Genomic DNA, 13,669 nt, shown 5'->3' with positions numbered 1-13,669 from the left:
GGGCGGGACTGGTCATCTGTTCCTCGGGATGTGAGTCGGGTCGGTTGAGGGATGGGATGGGGGGCGGCTTCAGCGGGCCGGCGCCACCCGGACCGGGAGTGCCCGCCAGGAGCGCAGGGTGTTGTTCAGGTGTCTGCGGGGCGGGCCGGCCGGCTCGATCCGCTCGACCCGGCGGGCGAGCGCGGTCAGGAGTGCTTCGGCTTCCAGGCGGGCGACGTGCTGGCCGACGCACTGGTGCAGTCCCATGCCGAAGCCGACGTGGCCGGACGGGTCGCGGCGCAGGTCGAAGGCGTCGGGCTGGTCCCAGCGGTCCGGGTCGCGGTTCGCCGAGGCCAGCGACATGAGGATCTTGGAGCCCTCGGGGATGGGCGTCGCGGCGAGGGTGACCGGCGCGGTGGTGGTGCGGAAGAAGGTCTGGACCGGGGATTGCCAGCGCACTGCTTCGTCGAAGGCGGTGCGGGCCAGTGCCGGGTTCTCGCGCAGCAGCTGCCACTGCTCCGGGTGGGTGGCGAAGGCGTACAGCGCGGCGCCGAGGCCGTGGACGGTGGTGTCGACCCCGGCGGTCAGCAGGCTGCGTACCACCAGCGGGGCCTGCTGCTCCGTCAGCTCGCCGCGGTCGGCGGCCTGCCATATTCGGGCGCCGAAGCCGTCCGCCGCCAGCGCCGGGCGTTCGCACGCGGCGGCGACCCAGGCCGAGAGCTGCGCGGCGTGGTGGGCGTCGGCCTGGACGAGCTCGTTGACCGGCCCGAAGGCGTTGAAGGCCATGTTGCCGTAGGGCAGCAGCTTCTCGCGCCCGTGCGGGCCGAGCCCGACCGCGTCGGGGAAGACGCGCAGTGGAAAGGCCGTGGCCAGCGCGTCGAAGGCGTCGAAGACAGGGCCCTGGGCCAGGACCTGGTCGACGAGCTGTTCGGCGGCGGCGAACCAGGTGGCGCGCAGGGCGAGCAGCGCGGAGGGCGAGAGGATCTCGCGCAGCACCCGGCGCGGGGCGTCGTGCAGCGGCGGGTCGGCCTCGAGCAGCAGGCTGGGCGGGCGCCAGGGCTTTTCCCGACGGAAGTCGGCCAGGCCCACGCCGGCGCCCGAGCTGAAACTCTGCCAGTCGACCAGGGCCCGGTGGACCTCGGCGTAGCGGGGCAGGGCGTATACGCCGTAGCGGGTGAGCAGCACCACGGGCCCGGCGGCGCGCAGGCGCGCGTGCAGCGGTTCGGGGTTCTCCAGGTGTTCGGGGGCGAACGGGTCGGCGTCGCACTCCGGCGGCACTGCCGCCGGAAGGAGGGTGTCGGTCACGACGGCTCCAAAGGCTTGGGCGGGCGGGGCGGATTCACAGGTCCAGGACCAGCCGGTCGTCGCAGGAGCGTGAGACGCACACCAGCATCCGGTCGCCGGCGGCACGCTCGTGGTCGGCCAGCAGTGCGTCGCGGTGGTCCGGGCGGCCTTCGACGACGGCGGTCAGGCAGGTGCCGCACACGCCCTGGCGGCAGGAGGAGAGCACTTCGACGCCGGCGGCGCGCAGTGCGTCGAGCACGGACACGCCAGGGTCCACCGTCACCCGTGCGCCGGTGCGCCGCAGGTGCACCTCGAAAGCGGTGGCGCGGGCCGGCAGCGGCGGCGCGGCGGCGAATCGCTCGGTACGCAGCGTGTGGGCGGGCCAGTGGGCGGTGGCCCGGGTGACCGCGTCGAGCAGGCGGGTCGGCCCGCAGCAGTAGATCTTGGTGCCCGGCTGCGGCTGTGCGAGCAGGGCTGTGAGGTCGATGCGTGCGGCCCGGTCGCCCGGCGCGAGGTGGACGCGGTCGCCGTGGGCGTCGGCCAGCTCGCCGGCGAAGGCCATCGCGGCGAGGGAGCGTCCGGCGTACCACAGGTGCCAGTCGGCGCCGAGCAGCGCGGCCTGATGGATCATCGGCAGCAGCGGGGTGATGCCGATGCCGCCGGCGAGGAACAGGTAGCGCTCGGAGGGAACCAGGGGGAAGTTGTCGCGCGGGGCGCCGACACCGACCAGGTCGCCGGGCTCGAGCACGTCGTGGACGTAGGCCGAGCCGCCGCGCCCGTCCGGCTCGCGCAGCACCGCGACCCGGTAGCGCGCCGGATCCCAGCGGTCTCCGCACAGCGAGTACTGGCGGGTGGCGCTGTGGCCGAGGCCGTCCGCGCGACGGCCGTCGGCAGGCAGGATCAGGTCGATGTGGGCGCCGGGGGTCCAGTCGGCCAGGCGGCCGCCGTCCGGTCGGGTCAGGGTGAGGGCGACCACGCCGTCCGCGACGACCTGCTTGGACTCGACGCGCACGGTCGCATCGGCAAAGGCCACGGGTGGTGCGGGGTGTTGTGGTGCGACCACGTTGTCGCGTTCCTTTCTTACGGGCGGGTGCGCGGGCGCCGTCGCCCGGCCGGTAGCGCGACCGGCTCCGGTCCGGGGGCGACGGTGTTGGCCACGGTGCCCAGGCCCTGGACGGTGAGGGTGACGGTGTCGCCGACCGCGAGCGGCGGCGGGTCCTGCTGTCCGGATCGGCCCCACAGCTCGGCCAGGCAGCCGCCGTTGCCGCAGGTGCCGGAGCCGAGCACGTCGCCGGGGCGGATCTCGGTGCCGCGCGAGGCGTAGGCGGCCATCTCCTCGAAGGTCCAGGACATGTTCGAGAGCAGGTCGCGCCCGACGACGGTTCCGTTGACCTCGGCGGTCAGGGCCAGGCGCAGGAAGCCGTCGGCGTCGCGGTGCGGTTCGAGCTCGTCCGCGGTGACCAGGTAGGGGCCGAGGGTGGTCGCGGTGTCCTTGCCCTTGCAGGGGCCAAGGCCCACCTGCATCTCGCGCGACTGCAGGTCGCGGGCGGACCAGTCGTTGAAGACCGTGTAGCCGACGATCAGGCCGCGCGCCTGATCGGGGGTCAGGTCCCGGCCGGTCCCGCCGATGACGGCGGCCACTTCCAGCTCGAAGTCGAGCGCGGCGCTGCCCGGCGGCATCGGCACCGGGTCGTGCGCGCCGATGACGGCGTAGGGGTTGGTGAAGTAGAAGGTCGGCGCGTCGTACCAGGCCTCGGGCACGCCGGAGGCGCCGCCGACCGAGCGGCGCACCCCTTCGACGTGTTCTTCGAAGGCGACGAAGTCGCGGATGGCGGGCGGCTGGATGGGCGGAAGCAGGCGCACCCGGCTCACGTGCGGGCCGGGCGGGTCGGCCAGCGCCGCGTCTCCGGCCGCGTGCAGGGCCTCGGCGCCGGCGCGGATCAGGTCGAGCAGGCCGGCGCCGGGCGGCAGGGGGTGCAGCCGCTCGCCGGGGCCGAGGGCGGCGGCGTGGATCAGCCCGCGGTGTTCGTAGGTGGCGAAGCGCATGGTCGTGGCCGTTCTGGGAGGCCGCAGCGGCCGCGGGAAGCGCGTTGCGCGCGTACCGCGGCCACCGCGGGCGTGGCGGCGGGGATCGGTCAGACCGGCGGGGCGAGGAACGAGCCGCGGTCCGGGTCGTTGAAGGACTCCTTGGCGACCAGCTCGCTCATCGGGTTGGCCGTTCCCCACTGGTCGGTGACCTCGGGCTGGGAGAAGTCGTAGACGTGCGGGTGCCAGCTGTCCTCGTCGAGCTGCTCGAGCTCGGTGGTGTACTCGACGGTGTTGCCGTGCGGGTCGAGGAAGTAGCTGAAGGTGTTGTGGCCGGCCAGGTGGCGCCCGGGGCCCCAGATCTTCGTCGTTCCGGCGCGCAGCAGCCGCCCGGTGCCGTACATGTACTCGTCCAGGCCGCGCAGCTCGAAGGAGACGTGGTGCAGCGAGGTGTGCGGGCCCTTGGCCAGGGCCATGGAGTGGTGCTGGGTGCTGATACGCATGAAGTGCATCACCTCGCCCATGTGCGGGGAGGAGAGGGTGTCCGAGAGGCGGAAGCCGAGGTGCTTTTCGTACCAGGCGCGGGTGCGGTCCAGGTCGGGGGTGTTGAGCACGACGTGGGAGAGCCGGACCGGGATCGACTCCTTCTCCTCGATCCTGCGGTGCTGCCGGGCCTCGACGTCGCTGGAGACCTCGATGGTGCGCCCGTCGATGTCGAAGAAGCGGAAGCCGTAGCCGCCGCCGGGCGTGGTCACCGCGCCGGGCCGGGTGATCAGCTGCACGCCGTCAGCCAGCAGCTGCTCGGCCAGCGCGTCGACGTCGCCCGGGTCGGCGGCGCCGTAGGAGACCAGGTCCAGACGCTTCTCCTCGGCCTTGCGCAGCCGGATGACGTACTGCTCGGGCGAGCCCTCGGCGGCCAGGAACGACAGGCCGGCCTCGGCGGCCACCGGAGTCAGGCCCCAGATGCCGGAGTAGAACTCCAGCTGCTTGTCGTAGTCGGGCACGGCCAGATCGACGTGCCGCAGGTGGGTGAGATACCGGTTCATCAGGGGGCTTCTTTCTGGTGCGCTGGTGCGGCGGGGTCAGGGCCGGGCGGCGAGCGGGGCGAGGGTCCGGTAGATCAGGCCGGGGGCGTCGGCGTCGCGCACCCCGTCCAGCTGCCATTGGCCCAGCTGGACGGAGGCCTCGACGACGGGGCGGACGCGGGCCACGCGACGCTCGGCGAAGCCGGACAGCAGCTCCTCGTCCCAGGGCTGGTCGCCGCTGAGCAGTTCGGCGAGCACCAGCGCGTCCTCCAGGGAGAGCGCGGCGCCCTGGGCCAGGGTGGGCGGGCAGGTGTGCGCGGCGTCGCCGATCAGCACGACGCGGCCGCGGTGCCAGGGCCCGTCGAGCAGCATCCGGTCGAAGCGGGTGTAGTTGACCTGGGCCGGGTCGGTGATGGAGGCGGCGATCTCGGGCCAGGCCCCGCCGTAGCCGGCGGCGAGCTCGCGCATGTGCTCGGCGTAGCTCGCCGGATCCAGGGTGCTGCGATCGCGCAGCGCCTCGACCAGGTAGGCGTAGATCGTGCTCTCGCTGGTCGGGCAGTACCCTGCGATGAAGCAGGGCCCGCCGTACGCGAGGTCGGTGCGGGTGACCGAGGCCGGGCGCGGCGCGGGGGTGCGCCAGATCGCCATGCCGGTCGGCTCGGGCGCGGTATCGATGCCGATCATGGCGCGGGTGGCGGAGTGTAGGCCGTCGGCCGCGATCACCAGGTCGTAGCGGGCGCTCTCACCGTCGGAGAAGGTGACGCTGACCTCGTCAGCGTCCTGATCGAGAGACTGCGCGGTGACGCCGAGGCGTATCCGGGCCCCGCTGGCGCGCACCGCCTCGATCAGGATCTGCTGTAGCTTCGGGCGCTGCATGCCGACGGTGCCCGGCAGGTCCGGCCCGCCGGTGCGGATGTCGGCCTGCACGTGCAGCACGGCGCCGTCGGGGGTGGTGAGCCCGACTTCGTCGAAGGCGTAGCCGCAGGCCTGTACCTGGTCCCAGACGCCGAGCTTGCGCAGCACGCGCAGCGCGTTGCCCTGCAAGGTGATGCCGGATCCGGCGGTCGCGTTCCAGTCGGGGCGGGCCTCGATCAGGTCGACGTCGAGGCCGGCGCGGCGCAGCAGCACGGTCGCGGCGCTTCCCGCGGTGCCGCCGCCGATCACCAGGACGCGGCGGGTGTTGGTCGTCATTGACGCTCCCGGAAGTTCGAACTCTTCGGTAGATGGCGGGGGGTTACTTGACGGCGATCGGGTTGACCGGGGAGCCGACCGCACCGGTGATCGCCAGGGGCGCGGCGGTGAGGAAGAACTCGTAGACGCCGTCGGCGGCGCAGTCCGCGGCCAGGGCTTCGGGATCCCACATCTCGCCGATCACCAGGCCCATGTTGGGGATGGCGACCTGGTGCAGCGGCTGGAAGGCCGGGACGTCGAACTCGTTCGGACGCACCTCGAAGCCCCAGGTGTCGGTGGCGATCGCGGCGATCTGAGTGCCGTGCAGCCAGCCGGCGGTGGTCAGCGACAGGCCGGGGGCCGGGCCGCCGGCGTACTCGCCCCAGCCCTCGCGCACGGTGCGGGCGAACTGCCCGGTGCGCACCACCAGGATGTCGCCGGGGCGTACCTCGACCTCGTGGGCGGCGGCCGTCGACTCCAGGTCCTGCCGGGTGATCGCATATCCGTCGGGCAGCTCGCCGCGCTCGTCGCCGTGCACCCGGCCGACATCGAGCAGCACTCCGCGCCCGGCCAGGTGCGCGGCGAAGTGCTCGATCCCGGTGACCAGGTCGCCGTCGCTGGTGACGGTGTCGGCGGCCGCGCGCCCGTTCCAGGCCATGCCGTGGTCGAAGATGTGGCCGAGCCCGTCCCACTGGGTCGAGCACTGCAGCGGCATCGCGATCACGTCGTCGGCGCCGCCGATGCCGTGCGGGAAGCCCTGCTTGCCCGCGGCGGCGTCGGTGCCGGTGTCGAGCATGGTGTGCACCGGGTTGGTGCGCCGGCGCCAGCCGCGCTGCGGGCCGTTCATGTCGAAGCGCTGGGACAGGGAGAACGCCTCCCCGCGCCGGATCAGCGCGGCGCCGGCCAGCCGCCGGGCCGGGGTCAGGAAGTTCAAGGTGCCCAGCACGTCGTGCGCGCCCCACCGGCCCCAGTTGGAGTAGGCCGCGGCCGCCTTGGCGATCTCCGCCTCGGGGTCGGCGCGGTCCAGCAGCGCGGGCTCGGCTGCCGGTGCGGGCCGTGCGGACGCGGCGCTCATGCGATCTCCCCGAACCGGTCGGCGACCCAGTCGGCGATGAACGCGCCGACGTGCGGCAGGTGGTCGAGGCCGATGTGCTCGGTGGCGCCCTCCTCGGCGGAGAACACCCGAAGCTCCCGGCGCGGGCTGGCGGTGGCCTGCTCGTAGGAGCGGTGCGCGTAGGCCAGCGGGATCTGCCGGTCGTTCTCGCCGTGCGCGATCAGGAAAGGCACCGTGATCTTCTCCACGACGCCGTCGAGGTTGACGGCCTCGGCGAAGTCGATGAAGGTCTCGACGTCCGGCTGGCCCCACACCCACAGCACGTGGTCCCAGTAGTGCGGTACCGGGTTCTCGCCCTCCCGCTGCAGCCGGCGCTTCTGCACCGCGCCCCAGTCGTGGTTCGCGCCCCAGGCCACCGCCAGGGCCAGGCGCTTTTCGAAGGCCGCGGCCCGCGGGGCGAAGTAGCCGCCGAGAGACCAGCCGGCCAGCCCGATCTTGGACGGGTCCGTCTCGGGCCGGGTCAGCAGGTAGTCCACGCACGCCGCCGCCCACGCCTCGGTGTCGATCCGGGCGGTCAGGCCTTGCAGGCGCAGCGCCTCGCCGCTGCCGGGGCAGTCGACCATCAGGGTCGATACACCGCGGGCCGCCATCTCGGCCGGGAACCCGCTCGTGTACATGTGCTCCTTGGTCGAATCAAGGCCGTTCCACAGGATCAGCACCGGGGTGGGCGCGCCACCGGGCGAGGCGTCGGTGAAGTAGGCCGGCAGCGTCGTGCCCTCGTAGGGCACCGCGACCCGGGACGTGGCCGGGTCCAGCAGCCGGAAGGAGTGCTCGAGCATTTCCATGCAGTGGCGGTACTCGTCGTTGCGCGAGGGGTCCTTCGCCGACTGCATCCGCTCGGCCTGGCTGACGTACATCGCGGCCCGCAGATACTTCTGGCCGGCGCTGCGCCGGTGGCCGGCGGCTTCTTCCGCTTCGGCCTGCTCCCGCAGCTGGTCGGCCACCTTCCGCCAGGCCGCCATGAACTGGCGCACCCCGACGTCGGAGCCCTGGGCCGCGGCCTCGCGGATCGGGCGGCAGGCCCGGTCCACCTCGTCGATCAGGCCGCCGCTGTTGAGGCTGGCGACCACGCCGAGGTTCCACACGTAGTTACCGGGAAAATACTCGAACATGCTGCTGCTTCCTTGATCGGTGAGGTCCGGGCGCGAGGCCGCGCGCATCCGGGCGCGGTCGGACGGCTCACGCCGGGCAGCGCGGGCCGGAGCGGCGCGGGCGGGTTTCCTGGAGGTTTCCGTCGGATTGCCGTCCGGGTGGTACTACTGTGGGCCTCTGCCGACTATCAGGGAAATCGATCCTTCTTATGCGCGATATCAACCACATCGATCTGCAGGGCGGCCCTCGCGCCGCGGACGCCGAGGGGCCCGTGCTCAACCTGGCCCGGTTGGACATGAACCTGGTGGTCGCCCTGCGCGCACTGCTGGAGGAGCGCGGGGTGACCCGCGCGGCCGGCCGGGTCGGGGTGAGCCAGCCGGCGATGAGCGCGAGCCTGTCCCGGCTGCGGCGCCACTTCGGCGACGAACTGCTGGTGCGCTCCGGCAACGCCTACGGGCTCACCCCGCTCGGCGCCGCGCTGCTGGCCCCGGTCGCCGCGGCCTGCGGAATGCTCGAGCGCGTCTTCACCGCGCAGCCCTCCTTCGACCCGGCGGCCGCGACCCGCGAGTTCACGCTGCTGGGCACCGACTACTCGGTCACCGTGTTCGGCACCGCCCTCTCCCGCGCGCTGCACCGGCTGGCCCCGGGCGTGCGCCTGACCTTCCGTCAGGCCACCACGGCGATCGGCGACGACCCGGCCGCGGTGCTCAGCTCCGTGGACGGGCTCGTGCTGCCGCACGGCATCATCGACGGCCTGCCCTGCACGGAGCTGTTCCGGGACCGATGGGTGTGCCTGGTCGCCGAGGAGCACCCCGAGATCGGCGACGAGCTGAGCATAGAGGACCTGGCCAGGCTGCCCTGGGCCGTCTATCAGCGCCCGTACGACGCCCCGGCCGCCCGGCAGCTGAGCATGATCGGGGTCAGCCCGCGGGTGGAGATCTCCACCCCGTTCTTCAGCTCCCTGCCCCAGCTGATCGAGGGCACCGACCGGGTCTGCCTGATCCAGCAGCGCCTGGTCGACAAGCTGGGCTGCACCGCCGCGGTGCGCGTACTGCCCGCGCCGTTCGACGCCGTGCCGGTGCAGGAGGCGCTGTGGTGGCACCCCGCCCACGAGCGCGACCCCGGGCACGCGTGGCTGCGCGAGTGCGCCGCCGCGACCGGACGGGCGATGGCGGCCGGCTGACCCGCCCTACTACCCGACTGCCCGACCGTCCGGCTGCCCTGCGCGCCCGCCGGAGATCGGTGTGACCTGGGCCACACCGATAAAACCCTTCATGTGGTTCTGTTTTTAGGTTACGGTGAGCGCCGCCCCACCCGTTCTCGGCGCTCGCGGCGCCGCAACCTGAATCCGGAAGGACACGCAATGGTGCGTACCTCTGCGTTACCCGCGTCCGCCGCAACCGGCGCGGCGGACCCAGGTCCCTCACGCCTGGGCGGCCGGCTGACCGTCATCCTGCTCGCGATGCTCTGGCCCGCCCAGATGCTCACGGTCGCCGGAGTCTTCACGTCGATGGCCCAGGCCCAGGTCGCCCAGCATTTCCACACCACCCAGATCGCCTGGTTCACCCTCGTCTACGCGCTGGCCGTCACCCTGGTCACCCCGTTCGTGGCCAAGGCCGGAGACCTCTACGGCCGCAAGAAGGTGATGCTGTTCGTCCTGTCGGCCGGCATTCTCGGCGACCTGATCACGGCGCTGGCCCAGAACTACCCGACCATGCTGGTCGGACGCGGCATCGCCGGCCTGTACGGCACGATGGCGGCCCTGACCTACGCCTCCGCCCGCGACCTGTTCCCGCCCCGCTTCGTCGGCATGGCCACCGGGGCGCTCGGCAGCGCGGCCGGCATCGTCCTGGTGGTCTGCCCGCTGCTCGGCGGCTGGCTGCTCGACGCCTTCGGCTTCCACGGCGTGCTCTGGGCCCTGGTCGGCGGCGTCGCACTCGGCCTGCTGCTGGTCCTCGCCTTCGTGCCGAAGATCCCCCCGGTACCGAGCGGGGGCGGCTTCGACTGGCTCGGCGGGCTGCTGCTCGGCAGCGCGGCCACGGCCCTGGTCTACGGCATCGGACAGGGCGACAGCTGGGGCTGGAGCGATGCGAGCCTGTGGGCCCTGATCGCCGCGGCCCTGGTGCTGGCCGCCGCGTTCGTCCTGGTCGAACTGCGCACGGCCCACCCCCTCGTCGATGTACGCATGCTCGCCCGCCGCAGCGTCGCGACCGTGCTGGTGAGCACGGCGATCGCGCAGAGCGCGATGTTCGCCACCGGCACCATCGTCGTCTACGTCACCCTGTATCCCTCCATCCCCGGCGTGTCCGCGGGCCTTGGCTGGTCCGGCACCCACAGCTCGCTGGTCGGCATCCCGGCCGGCGTCGTGCTGCTGCTGGTCGGGCTCGTCGCCGGAGTGATCACCCGTCGGATCGACCCGCGGCTGCCCTGGAACGCGGGCCTGGTCCTGAGCGCGCTTGGCCTGGTCGCTCTCGGCTTCTTCCACCACGACGCCCTCGAGCTCATGCTCGCCGGCAGCCTGGCCTACTTCGGCGGCGGCCTGGTGCTCGCCTGCGCCGGGATCCTGATGCTCGGCGTGGTCAGCCACCGCGAACAAGGCCTGGCCAGCGGCATGTTCATCCTGTTGAGCAACCTGATGACCGCGATCGTCACCCAGGTCATGTTCGCCGCCCTCAACAGCGGAAGCCGGATCGCCTACGGCACGCGCTTCTACCTCGACAACGGTCTGCGCGGCGGATACATAGCCCTGGCCGCCTGCATGGTCTTCGCCCTGCTGCTCTCGGTGTTCATCCCGCGAGTGCGGCCCTCGGACCAGGTGGACGCGGGTGAGGCGCTCAGCGCCGCGTAGAGATTCGGCCCGGAGAATCAGGGTGACCGCCCCCGTGCTCGCGCCCGGGGGCGGTCGCCCCTTCGGCGTCGGTGCCGCCTCGGTGTGGCAGACTCGAGTGCCCCACGCCGATCAGGAGGAGACCAGTGTCAACCCAGCCCTCTGACAGGCACTCCGCGTTGGGGCGCACTGCTCTCGACGCGGACGAGAGAGCCCGAGCCGCAGTGAACTTCGTCCCCTACGTCACCCAGGCGCTCGTCGCCGACGGACGGTTCGAGGTGACCGCGGACACCCTCGAACTGGTGGAGTTGTTCCAGGACGTCGCCGGCAGGGTGGGCAGCGTGATGCAGCGGCCGGTGGTCACGTATGCCAACGGCGAGGTCGTCGTGATCACATTTGATCCGCGGGAGCCGCTCGAATCTGGCTCCTGATACGCCGAAGGGCCGCCGCGAACGCGGCGGCCCCGGCAGACTCGGTCAGGCTAGCGGCCTGCGCAGCGCAGTCCGTAGCCGAAGGGGAAGAGGGGGTTGGGGCTGTCCTGGGGCACGTCGGGGCGGCCGATCTCGACCTGTGCCATGCTGCGCGGCAGTTCGAACGGCAGCGATCCCTGCGGCGTGGCGGCGCCGAAGAGCACGTCGAGTACTGCCGCGTCGCTCGCGCCGTAGTCCACCAGCAGCGCCGCGGCCTTCTGCGCGATCTGCGGGATGACCGCCGGGCGCTCCAGCCGGATCACCACGATCGTGGGCACGGCTTCAAGGAGCGCGAGTATCTCGGCCAGACGCTCGTCGTCGAAGTCGAGCCGTCCGGCGTGGAAGAAGGACTCGAAGCGTCCCGGGCGCGGCTCGTACGGGGTATCGAGGCGCAGCACGGCCAGATCGGCATGAGACGGGTCGTCAGTCAGCTCGGCGTACTCGGCGGCGACCGCCGCGTCGAGGTTCCGCACGTACAGCCGCGGACGGCCGGTCAGCGGCAGGACCGGGCCGCGGCCGGCCGGACCGTTGGCGAGCAAGGTGAGCGAGCGGCGCTGCGCGTCGGCGCCGAGCCTGCGGAACTCGGACGCCCCCACCGCCTGCTCGGCCACGTCCGGGTCCACGAAGCGCTGGTCGAACAGCCCGAGGCGAAACTTCTCGGCCAGCAGCCGGGCCACCGAGACATCCACCCGCGCCTGCCCCACCTTCCCGGCGCGCACCAGCTCGACCAGCAGTTCGGGGCAGTGCTCCCCGCCGAACTGGTCGACTCCGGCGTCGATCGCCTTGGCCATCCGCTCGGCCGGCGAGAGGTGCTCGACGCCCCACGCGCGTGCCGGGTGCGGCTCACCCATGATCATCGAGTCGTTGATCAGCCCCCAGTCCGAGAGCACGATGCCGTCGAAGCCGAGCTCCTGGCGCAGCAGACCGGTCAGGACCTGCTTGTTGAACCCGAAGGCGACCTGCTCGTACTGGGTACCCACGGGCATGCCGTAGTAGGGCATGATCTGCGTGGCACCGGCCGCGATCGCGGCGCGGAACGGGCGCAGGTGGTAGTCGAACATCCCGCCCGGATAGACCTGCTCGCGCCCGTACGGGAAGTGCGGGTCCTCCCCGTCCATCTGCGGGCCCCCGCCCGGGAAGTGCTTGACCACGGCCGCGATGCTGCGCGGGGTCAGGTGCGTTCCGGCCGCGTCCACCGGCCCCCGCAGCCCGCGCAGATACGGGCCGATCAGCTCGGACGCGATATCGGCGTCCTCACCGAAGGTCCCTGAGATCCGTGCCCAGCGCGGCTCGGTGGCCAAGTCCGCCTGCGGGTGCAGCGAGACACGAAGCCCGACGGCGAGGTACTCGCGGCGCACGGTGTCGGCGAAGGCGCGCACCAGCTCCGCGTCGCCGACCGCGGCGAGACCGAGCGGCTCGGGCCACTGCGAGAAGGGGCCGGACATCATCGCGGTGCCCGGGTTGTCGGTGAAGGAGTGGCGCGGGTCGGTCGAGACCGTCACCGGAATTCCCAGCCGGGTGGCCGCGGCCAGCTCCTGCAGGCGGTTGTGCCATTCGGCCAACTGCCGCGCACTGCCCGCGCCGAGCAGGTTGACGTGCGTCATGTGCAGGTCGCAGACCATGTGCCGGGCGGTCACCCCTCCCGGAGCGGACCCGGGATCCTCGGCCAGCGCCCCGTTCTCCCCCATCATCACCATCGTGTGGAAGAGCTGGCCGGCCTTCTCTTCCAGTGTCATCCGCCCCAACAGGTCGCGGACACGCTCGTCCACGCCGCGTCGCAGGTCTTGGTAGGGGAAGGCGGCAGGGGGCGCGACGGGCACGGTCACGGCGGAGGTCTCCTTGCGGATCGGACGGTACGGCGCCCGACCGCGCACTGCGGGAGGGCCCGCCCACCCTAACGTAAAAACAGAATTGTAAGAAGGGTTTTACGAGTGGAAGGCCACCCGGCCCACGGCCTATCCTCGGTGCATGCCCAGCACCGACCCGGCCCCGGACGCCGAGCGCCCCAAGCGCACACGCCGACGCACCGGCACGTACGCCGCCGCCGACGAGCGCCGCAGGAAGATCGCCGAAACCGCGGTCGCCCACTTCGCCGAGTTCGGGTACTACAACACCTCGATGCCGAAGATCGCCGCCGACGTCGGCATCTCCCACGCCGGGCTGCTGCACCACTTCAGCAGCAAGAGCGACCTGCTGCTGGCCGTCCTCGACACCCGCGAGACCCAGGCCGCCGAACAGTTCTACAGCCACCTCGACCCCGAGGCCCCCGACCCGCTCGAACTGCTCCGGCTCACCAGCCGACACGTCCGCTTCAACACCACCCAGCCCGGCCTGATCCAGATGTACGCCGTGCTCTCCGCCGAGGCCTCGAACCCGGACCACCCCGCCCACGCGCACTTCCGCGAGCGCTATCAGCAGCTCACCGGCTTCATTGCCCGGACGCTGCAGCACGGTGTGGCCGCCGGCACCCTGCGCGCCGACACCCCGTGCGACGACGTGGCCCGCGAGATCCTGGCCGTCGCCGACGGCTACGGCGTCCAGTTCGGCCTCTCGGACGGCGGGTGGGACATGGCCGCCGCCTACCACGACTACCTCGACCGGCTGGCCCGCCGTATCACCACCGACGGCCGCGGCTTGTAGCCCACCCGCAGGATCGGCAGGAGCCCGGCGGTACCTGACCTGC

At 72.3% G+C, this 13,669-nt stretch carries 12 protein-coding genes; 4 read left to right on the top strand and 8 right to left on the bottom strand.

What is annotated here, in order from left to right; all coding sequences use genetic code 11:
- Positions 1-69: 69 nt before the first annotated feature.
- The 7 genes from KDL01_RS45350 to KDL01_RS20140 all read right to left on the bottom strand — a co-directional run bounded on the left by KDL01_RS45350 (position 70) and on the right by KDL01_RS20140 (position 7,709).
- Positions 70-1,284: a cytochrome P450 gene (locus tag KDL01_RS45350; protein WP_212530094.1), complete on the bottom strand. Its 1,215-nt coding sequence runs from the start codon at positions 1,282-1,284 to the stop codon at positions 70-72.
- A gap of 34 nt (positions 1,285-1,318) precedes the next feature.
- Positions 1,319-2,296, bottom strand: coding sequence for a PDR/VanB family oxidoreductase (locus KDL01_RS45345; RefSeq protein WP_212530093.1), 978 nt, complete (start codon positions 2,294-2,296; stop codon positions 1,319-1,321).
- A gap of 47 nt (positions 2,297-2,343) precedes the next feature.
- On the bottom strand, positions 2,344-3,309 hold the full coding sequence (locus tag KDL01_RS20160) for a fumarylacetoacetate hydrolase family protein (protein ID WP_212530092.1): 966 nt from the start codon (positions 3,307-3,309) through the stop codon (positions 2,344-2,346).
- An 89-nt stretch (positions 3,310-3,398) separates the two neighbouring features.
- On the bottom strand, positions 3,399-4,334 hold the full coding sequence (locus KDL01_RS20155) for a VOC family protein (protein ID WP_212530091.1): 936 nt from the start codon (positions 4,332-4,334) through the stop codon (positions 3,399-3,401).
- Positions 4,335-4,370: 36 nt separating this feature from the next.
- Positions 4,371-5,504 carry an FAD-dependent oxidoreductase gene (locus KDL01_RS20150; protein ID WP_212530090.1) on the bottom strand — a complete coding sequence of 378 codons (1,134 nt, stop codon included), beginning with the start codon at positions 5,502-5,504 and terminating at the stop codon, positions 4,371-4,373.
- Between the two features lie 43 nt (positions 5,505-5,547).
- Positions 5,548-6,558, bottom strand: coding sequence for a cyclase family protein (locus KDL01_RS20145; protein ID WP_212530089.1), 1,011 nt, complete (start codon positions 6,556-6,558; stop codon positions 5,548-5,550).
- Positions 6,555-7,709 carry an alpha/beta hydrolase family protein gene (locus KDL01_RS20140; RefSeq protein WP_212530088.1) on the bottom strand — a complete coding sequence of 385 codons (1,155 nt, stop codon included), beginning with the start codon at positions 7,707-7,709 and terminating at the stop codon, positions 6,555-6,557. The genes KDL01_RS20145 and KDL01_RS20140 overlap by 4 nt, the downstream gene beginning before the upstream one ends.
- A gap of 188 nt (positions 7,710-7,897) precedes the next feature.
- Here KDL01_RS20140 and KDL01_RS20135 point away from each other — a divergent pair, with 188 nt between their 5' ends.
- The 3 genes from KDL01_RS20135 (at position 7,898) to KDL01_RS20125 (ending at position 10,947) form a co-directional block, all read left to right on the top strand.
- Entirely contained in the window at positions 7,898-8,872 is a 975-nt protein-coding gene (locus KDL01_RS20135) for a LysR family transcriptional regulator (RefSeq protein ID WP_212530087.1), read from the top strand.
- Positions 8,873-9,052: 180 nt separating this feature from the next.
- The gene (locus KDL01_RS20130; protein WP_212530086.1) at positions 9,053-10,537 is read left to right on the top strand and encodes an MFS transporter; all 1,485 of its coding nucleotides are present in this window, start codon (positions 9,053-9,055) and stop codon (positions 10,535-10,537) included.
- 203 nt (positions 10,538-10,740) lie between these two features.
- Positions 10,741-10,947 (top strand): hypothetical protein, encoded by a 207-nt coding sequence (locus KDL01_RS20125; RefSeq protein WP_212530085.1) that lies wholly within the window; start codon positions 10,741-10,743, stop codon positions 10,945-10,947.
- Between the two features lie 50 nt (positions 10,948-10,997).
- Here the strand turns inward: KDL01_RS20125 and KDL01_RS20120 are convergent, their stop codons facing one another.
- Positions 10,998-12,722 (bottom strand): glycoside hydrolase family 3 protein, encoded by a 1,725-nt coding sequence (locus tag KDL01_RS20120; protein WP_281415526.1) that lies wholly within the window; start codon positions 12,720-12,722, stop codon positions 10,998-11,000.
- A gap of 232 nt (positions 12,723-12,954) precedes the next feature.
- On the opposite strand from KDL01_RS20120, the gene KDL01_RS20115 reads away from it, so the two are divergent.
- Entirely contained in the window at positions 12,955-13,626 is a 672-nt protein-coding gene (locus tag KDL01_RS20115) for a TetR/AcrR family transcriptional regulator (protein WP_212530083.1), read from the top strand.
- Positions 13,627-13,669 lie beyond the last annotated feature (43 nt).

The organism is Actinospica durhamensis (assembly GCF_018139695.1).
Classification (GTDB): Bacteria; Actinomycetota; Actinomycetes; order Streptomycetales; family Catenulisporaceae; genus Actinospica; species Actinospica durhamensis.
Note: the sequence above shows the minus strand (reverse complement) of the source record. Positions and strands in the feature narration are given on the sequence as shown.

What these genes read in the sequence shown, in the direction of transcription:
- KDL01_RS20135 (WP_212530087.1), top strand. Translation starts at nt 7,898, where the DNA reads ATGCGCGATATCAACCACATCGATCTGCAGGGCGGCCCTCGCGCCGCG.
- KDL01_RS20120 (WP_281415526.1), bottom strand. Translation starts at nt 12,722, where the DNA reads ATGACACTGGAAGAGAAGGCCGGCCAGCTCTTCCACACGATGGTGATG.
- KDL01_RS20160 (WP_212530092.1), bottom strand. Translation starts at nt 3,309, where the DNA reads ATGCGCTTCGCCACCTACGAACACCGCGGGCTGATCCACGCCGCCGCC.
- KDL01_RS20140 (WP_212530088.1), bottom strand. Translation starts at nt 7,709, where the DNA reads ATGTTCGAGTATTTTCCCGGTAACTACGTGTGGAACCTCGGCGTGGTC.
- KDL01_RS20155 (WP_212530091.1), bottom strand. Translation starts at nt 4,334, where the DNA reads ATGAACCGGTATCTCACCCACCTGCGGCACGTCGATCTGGCCGTGCCC.
- KDL01_RS20115 (WP_212530083.1), top strand. Translation starts at nt 12,955, where the DNA reads ATGCCCAGCACCGACCCGGCCCCGGACGCCGAGCGCCCCAAGCGCACA.
- KDL01_RS20145 (WP_212530089.1), bottom strand. Translation starts at nt 6,558, where the DNA reads ATGAGCGCCGCGTCCGCACGGCCCGCACCGGCAGCCGAGCCCGCGCTG.
- KDL01_RS20130 (WP_212530086.1), top strand. Translation starts at nt 9,053, where the DNA reads ATGGTGCGTACCTCTGCGTTACCCGCGTCCGCCGCAACCGGCGCGGCG.
- KDL01_RS20150 (WP_212530090.1), bottom strand. Translation starts at nt 5,504, where the DNA reads ATGACGACCAACACCCGCCGCGTCCTGGTGATCGGCGGCGGCACCGCG.